Below are 6411 nucleotides of genomic sequence, written 5' to 3'. Positions count from 1 at the left end.
ACCCGGCGTCCTGCCGGGTTGCCCACGGATTCAAGCCTGCGTTCGGCCAGCGTGGTTTAACGGGGCGCCTAGGATCAAAAGCAGATCAAGATCACGAGCGACTCGCTTCGCATCGTGGTTACCGTTGACCGCTATGCATAGCCACGATCCGGGCCGTTCGGCCCCGGCGTCGCTTACGGCACCAATTCAGCATCTGACACGCCATATTCGCCCAACGAATACAGCAATGTTCCATACCCCAGTTGCTCGTAACCGCCGCTGTCTCGGCCATAATCGCCGCCGCCACCTTCCACCTGGGCCTTATTCGCCATGGCTTTCACATTCGGCGCGCTGAGGCTTTTGCGCACGACGTAATGGTTGTAAAGCAGCTCCCATATCGGACGGATTTCGCCCCGATGGTTGGGCGAGACGACGCTCTGTTTGAACCTGCGATCGAGCAAAGGGGTAAACGGTACGTCCTGGCCCAGGTTGTACTGGGCCACGTACTCGGCGCCCTGCAGTACGCGGTTGTTCTGGTAGCCGAACAGGTCGTCGCCCTGGCTCCAGGCCATTTGGCAGAAGCTGCCGAGCAGGGCGATGTCGAGCAGGGCGTATGCCTGATCCCGCCCGCTTTCCTGGACTTGACCCAGGCCATTGCCGTGGAGCTTCCAGACGGCGTGTTCGATGGCGCCGTTACCGCTGCCGTGCTTGAAGTAGTCGACGGCCTCGTTGTAGAGGTCGCGGCGATCCGCCAGTACGCCGATGGCCAGTATCGAGTTCATGTTGGCCAGGTCCCAACGGGCGCCGTGACGATCAGGCGGGCTCCCATCGTGGTGCAGCAGGAAGTCATGATTGATGGGATAGAACACGCTGAGCAGCATGCCCTGAAATCGATGAAAGTCCGTCGCCTGCCACTTCGGGTAGCTGCGCAGCAGTTCGGCCGCGTTGGCCAGTTGATAACCGGCCAAGCCTGCCGCCAGGGACTTGTCGGGCTCGTCCTTGATCGCGGTGAGGGTGGAAGACCACTGGTTCAAAATGCCCACGGCCTTGTCGGCATAGGCGGGGTCTTGCGAGATCTGCCAGCGCAGGGCCAGTGCATAGGCTGCGGCGGCGTCGTTGAACAGTGTGCTGTCGTTATTCAAGCCATCTGAAGTGCCGTACACCACGGGCAGCGGATCGGCCTGCCAGGCCAATGAGGCATGTGGATTGGCGATCAGCTTTTGCCAGCCGGCCAGCCATGGCGCGTTTTGGTTGGCCAGTTTTTCGCGTATTCGCGTGAAGTCCGTCTGGGTCTGGAGCAGGCCCGGATGGACGAATGCATCGGCGGGCCGAGGGGAAGAGGCTTGACTGTCGATACTTATCGACAGCGCGCCGAGCAGCACGGCAATTGTGCAGAGGTGCTTGAAAGAAATCATCGTGTGTCCAACTTTATCCGGCGTAGACAGCCGTACGAACAGGGCCACGCTCGGCCCCAGGGATGAAAAGACTGGCGCTTGCATGGAGCCTTTCAGGCGAGTGGATAGGCTTGGACAGCGGTGCGGTGGTGAGCATAGGATCGGTTCGCGAAAGTCGGGCACAGGGCAATCCTGGCAGCGGACTTTCAATAAACCATTCGTAAATTATCAAGGTTTCATCAAGAGGCTTCTTTGTGTCAGGAAAACGTATCCTCATTGTCGAAGACGACGCCGACAGCGCCAGCATTCTCGAAGCCTATCTGCGCCGGGATGGCTATGAGGTGGCCTTGGCCGAAGACGGTCAGCGCGGTCTCGACCTGCACAAGAGCTGGCAGCCCGACCTGATATTGCTCGACGTGATGCTGCCGCGCTTGAGTGGCACCGAGGTGTTGTCCGCCGTGCGCCGCAGCAGTGACACGCCGGTGATCATGGTCACGGCCATGGGCGACGAACCGGAAAAGCTTGGCGCCTTGCGCTACGGCGCAGACGATTATGTGGTCAAGCCCTACAGCCCGCGTGAAGTGGTGGCGAGGGTACAGGCGGTGCTGCGACGCACCGCCGGCAACCAGCCGGTGGCACACCTGTTGCGTCATGAGAACCTGCGGGTGGATCTTGACGCTTTTACCGCAGCCATCGAGCAGGGCGATGCAGCACCGCAATGGCTGGAGCTGACGCCGACGGAATTCAAGCTGCTGGTGACGTTGCTCCAGACCCCGTCCAAGGCCTTCACCCGCGACGAGTTGCTGGAAATCTGCCTGCCGGAAAGCGAAGCCCTGGCCCGTGTCGTCGATACCCATGTGCACAACCTGCGCCGCAAGCTGGAATCCCATGGCATCGCTGGGGTGCTGGTGACGGTGCGTTCCATTGGCTATCGGTTCAGGTAAACACCATGTTGGATAAACCCATGCCGGATAAATCACCGATCAACGACAAACCGCTGTGGCGCTGGATCGGCATGCGCATGAGCCTGCTGGCGATCGGCGCCGTGGTGGTGATCTCGGTGTGCATGTGGCTCAACATCACGTTGTCGGATCGGGATTTTGTGCAGCACCTGCCGCCGGGGCTGCGCGAAGAGCTGCAGCAACTGCGCGCCGACCCAGGACTCAACGAGGCGCGCTTGCGTCAATTGGTGGCCCAGTACTACCCGCTGGACTATTTCCAGCCGGCCATCGCCAATCAGGACTGGCTGGTACTGGTTGGCCTGGTGCTGGCCGCCATCCCCATCATCATTGCCTGTGGCCTGTGGTTTTCGCGGCCCTTGTCCAGTCAGTTTTCGACGATTGCCCAGGGCGCCAGGCGCGTCGCCGGTGGGGATTTCCTGACGCGTCTGCCGGTCCATCGCGATGCACCCGACGAGTTGCAACGGCTGGTCGGCGACTTCAACAGCATGAGCACCCAACTGGAGCGCTATGAGCGTGATGTGCGCGAGTCCAGCGCGGTCATTGCCCACGAACTGCGCACGCCGTTGAATGCCGCCATGGGGCGCGTGCAGGGTATGCTCGACGAGGTGTTTCCCAGCGATGCCGCGCAGTTGGGCATGGTCAAGCGTCAGCTCGATCAGTTGAGCAAACTGGTGGATGATTTGCACCTGCTGTCGATGGCCCGGGCTGGCCGGTTGGTGCTCGAGCGCAGCGATTTTCCCCTGATGGCGCTGGTGGCCGAACGGTTGGCCTGGTTTGAGCCGCAGTTGGATCAGGCCGGTGTTCGCACACAGATTACTATGGCCGATGGGCTGCGCGTGCATGCCGATCGCGATCGCCTCGGGCAGGTCATCAACATTCTGGTTGATAACCTGTTGCGTTATGCGGCAGGCGGCGGTGAGTTGAATATCATGGCGTGCCAGGTTCAAGACCTGATCGTGATTGAAATCGGCGATCGCGGCCCGGGTATCGAGGCACAGCACCTGGACAGCGTATTTGATCGCTTCTGGCGGGCGGAACGCTCCCGGGCGCGTTACTCGGGCGGCAGCGGGCTGGGCTTGTCCATCGCCAGGGCAATCTGCCAGGCCCATGGCGGCGCCTTGACCGCCAGCAACCTGGCCGAGGGTGGCACGCTGATCAGGGCGCAGTTTCCGGTGTAGGGGCGGCGTAGGCGTCCAGTGCGAGGCGTGCATGCAGGTCGTCGGGTGTGGCGGGGCGGATGTACCGGTCCATCTTTGCAGGCAAATGTTTGTCGTTTGAAGTTGGCAACTTCACTCGTCCGGCAGGTGCAGTTGCACGTCCATTGCGTCGTGAAGACACCTGACGACTTCAACCGCTTTATCGTGCGCTAGCCGGTAAAACACGATATGGCGAGGGTTCTTCACCGTTGCATGGCGTGGGTTTGCGTGTTGGCGCGAATGACTGAGGTGATAGCTTCTAAGCCCCGGTGCAATTTCATCGCGGGCGCGGCTGGCGACGTGATGGGGCGTTTTGGCGAGGGTTTGCAGGGTCGTCAGGATCAGCGTCTGATAGCGCTTACGCGCCGATTCACCGAATTGCATCTGGGAGTGCCGGAGAATATCGACGATATCGCCACGTGCAGCATCGGAAATTCGATAGTGCGGCATGCTCAGGTTTTCCCCCGCGCAGGGCGCGTCGCCTCCAGGCCCAAGCCGTCGAGAAACTGTTCAATATCGACTTCGGCCAGCGGCGTGAAGCGGCCTTGTTCAAGGTCCATCAGGCCCATTGAGGTAGCTTGCCGCAGGGCCTGAAGTTTAGCGGCCTCTTCGGCAACGCGCTGTTCCAGGAGGCGCAAGCCCTCACGCATGACTTCGCTGGCATTCTGATAACGGCCGGATTGAACCAGGTCCTGGATAACCTGTTCGTGGTGCGAGGTGAGGACGACGTTTCGTGTACCCATGGTGAGCTCCGCTGCGGGGCGTATTCGATCGTTGGCATATTATGCCATCGCGACATCTGCATGTAGTGCATTGGCTCGCCATTCGTCTTCTCGCTTGCGATTCGGATAATGAAAGCGAGTGCCAGCCCCAACCATCATCAGCGTAATCACCCTCGGACCGGGTTAACATGAGCCTGAGCTCATGCCCTGCCTGTTCCTGCCCACTCGCCGAGACCCTGCCTATGAGAGACCTGCCGCCGACCGCCACCTTGCGCGCATTTGAAGCCGCCACGCGGCATCCGACCTTTACGGCCGCCGCCCAGGAACTGCATGTGAGCCAGAGCGCGGTCAGCCATCAGCTCAAGCACCTGGAAACGCTGTGGGGGCTGCAGCTGTTTGAACGCGGTCAACCGCTACGCCTCACGGCGGCGGGGGCTACGCTGGCGCCCATCGTGCGCGAATTCTTCATCAGCCTGGAGGCGACCCTGGGCGACCTGCGCGAGCAAAAAGGCCGGGTGCGGCTCAGCGTCAGCACCACCTATTCGTTCGCACTCAAATGGCTGTTGCCGCGCCTGCCGAGCCTGGCCCGTCAGCACCCCGAGCTGCTGGTGTCGCTGGACACCACCGACAAGATCATCCACTTCGCGCAAGGCCAGGCGGATGTCGCGATTCGGCTGGGCAAGGGCAGTTATCCTGGTCTGTACTCGGAGTTTTTGTTCGGCGAGCAGGTGTTTCCGGTGGCCAGCCCCGACTTGTTGCAACGCCTCGGAACCCCGCGTGATCCGGCCGAGTTGTTGCGTTTGCCGCTGCTGACCCGCGATGGCGCCGAACTGGTGCCGAAATGGGAGGCGTGGTTCCAGTCTGTCGGGCTGGCGTTTTCACCGCTCAGGGAAAGTGTCAGGTTCGGCGACAGCAATATGACGGTCGAAGCCGCGTTGCTCGGCCAGGGCGTAGCGTTGGTGCGCAGCGGCCACGTAGAAAACGAAATCAGCGATGGCCGTCTGGTACGGCTGTTCGATGTGCCGTTCCCATCGCCGCTGGCCTACTATTTCGTCTGCCCCAAGGGCATCGAGGCGCAGCCGCACGTCCTCAACTTGCGCCAGTGGTTGATGGGCGAAGCACTGAAAGTGCAACAGGCGGCTCAATAGGGTATGAGTATTCGTTCATGCTGCAATGAGCAAACTTCGCTGTCGTTCCGGTGCCGGGCTGCCTAACATGGCGCATGCCTATTCATCTTGTTTGCCTGGTTCTTTTCGCCGCGCTCCTGCACGCCAGCTGGAACGCGCTGCTGCGTGGCGGTGCCGACCGGCTGTGGTCGATGACGGTAATGTGCATTGCCATCGCCATCACCTGCAGCGTCGCCGCAGCGTTCATGCCAATACCCGCCAGTGAGAGCTGGGGGTATGCGCTGCTGTCAGCATTACTGCATGTGGGCTACAACCTGTTTCTGGTGCGCAGCTATCGAGTCGGTGACCTGGGGCAGGTCTATCCGATTTCGCGTGGGTCATCGCCTGCGCTGATCACCCTGGGGGCCGCCGTGTTTGCCGGCGAGCGCATCGCGCCCGGCCAGTTGCTGGGTATCACGCTGGTCTCCGGCGGGATCATTTCGCTGGCCTTCAAGGGGCGCAGCCTGTCGGTTCCCAGCCTGCCTTATGCGCTGGGCACCGGCTGCTTCATCGCGGCCTACAGCGTCGTCGACGGCATCGGTGCCAGGCTCTCCGGCGCGCCGCTGGCTTACACTGCGTGGATGTGCGCCTTGTGGGGCGTGCTGATGCCGATGGTGTATATCGGCCTGCGCGATGCCCGCAGCTTGTTCAGTGTGCGGCCCGGCCTGTTGACCGCCGCGCTCGGCGGGTTGGTCTCCTTGCTGGCCTATGCAATCGTTATCTACGCCATGAACGAAGCGCCCCTGGGCGCGGTGTCGGCATTGCGCGAAACCAGCGTGCTGTTTGCGCTGTTGATCGGTTACCTGTTTCTCGGCGAGACGCTCACCCTGCGCCGCATCCTGGCCTGTGTCGTGATCGTAGCCGGCATCCTCATCATCGGCTGATACAGCCAACAACGCAGGAGGTCATTCAAATGGACAAGGTCACACAGGCACCCCTGATCCTGATCACCGGAGGCAGTCGCGGCGTGGGTGCAGCCACCGCTCGACTGG

At 61.5% G+C, this 6411-nt stretch carries 7 protein-coding genes and 1 pseudogene; 5 read left to right on the top strand and 3 right to left on the bottom strand.

Translation table 11 applies throughout. The features are described 5' to 3' along the window. Positions 1 to 173: 173 nt before the first annotated feature. Positions 174 to 1394 carry an alginate lyase family protein gene (locus BFP96_RS24265; RefSeq protein ID WP_065937159.1) on the bottom strand — a complete coding sequence of 407 codons (1221 nt, stop codon included), beginning with the start codon at positions 1392 to 1394 and terminating at the stop codon, positions 174 to 176. A gap of 233 nt (positions 1395 to 1627) precedes the next feature. Between BFP96_RS24265 and BFP96_RS24260 the strand changes: the two genes are divergently transcribed. Continuing rightward, positions 1628 to 2317 carry a response regulator gene (locus tag BFP96_RS24260; protein WP_065937158.1) on the top strand — a complete coding sequence of 230 codons (690 nt, stop codon included), beginning with the start codon at positions 1628 to 1630 and terminating at the stop codon, positions 2315 to 2317. Between the two features lie 20 nt (positions 2318 to 2337). Next, complete coding sequence (locus tag BFP96_RS24255) at positions 2338 to 3513, top strand: sensor histidine kinase (RefSeq protein ID WP_371914775.1); 1176 nt, start codon at positions 2338 to 2340, stop codon at positions 3511 to 3513. Positions 3514 to 3624: 111 nt separating this feature from the next. On the opposite strand, the gene BFP96_RS24250 is transcribed toward BFP96_RS24255, so the two are convergent. Continuing rightward, on the bottom strand, positions 3625 to 3981 hold the full coding sequence (locus BFP96_RS24250; RefSeq protein WP_065895565.1) for a type II toxin-antitoxin system RelE/ParE family toxin: 357 nt from the start codon (positions 3979 to 3981) through the stop codon (positions 3625 to 3627). 2 nt (positions 3982 to 3983) lie between these two features. Beyond that, on the bottom strand, positions 3984 to 4274 hold the full coding sequence (locus tag BFP96_RS24245) for a type II toxin-antitoxin system ParD family antitoxin (RefSeq protein ID WP_065895566.1): 291 nt from the start codon (positions 4272 to 4274) through the stop codon (positions 3984 to 3986). A 221-nt stretch (positions 4275 to 4495) separates the two neighbouring features. On the opposite strand from BFP96_RS24245, the gene gcvA reads away from it, so the two are divergent. The 3 genes and pseudogenes from gcvA to BFP96_RS31875 form a co-directional block, all read left to right on the top strand. Next, positions 4496 to 5401, top strand: a complete 906-nt coding sequence (gcvA, locus tag BFP96_RS24240; RefSeq protein WP_065896175.1) for a transcriptional regulator GcvA — start codon at positions 4496 to 4498, stop codon at positions 5399 to 5401. Between the two features lie 74 nt (positions 5402 to 5475). Then, entirely contained in the window at positions 5476 to 6303 is an 828-nt protein-coding gene (locus BFP96_RS24235; protein WP_065895568.1) for a DMT family transporter, read from the top strand. 29 nt (positions 6304 to 6332) lie between these two features. Continuing rightward, positions 6333 to 6411 (top strand): annotated as a pseudogene (locus BFP96_RS31875) (NAD(P)-dependent oxidoreductase); the annotation flags it as partial.

It is taken from the genome of Pseudomonas sp. 34 E 7, from assembly GCF_900005715.1.
GTDB lineage: Bacteria > Pseudomonadota > Gammaproteobacteria > Pseudomonadales > Pseudomonadaceae > Aquipseudomonas > Aquipseudomonas orientalis_A.
The sequence above is the reverse complement of the archived record's forward strand: the minus strand, read 5'-3'. Positions and strand labels throughout refer to the sequence as shown.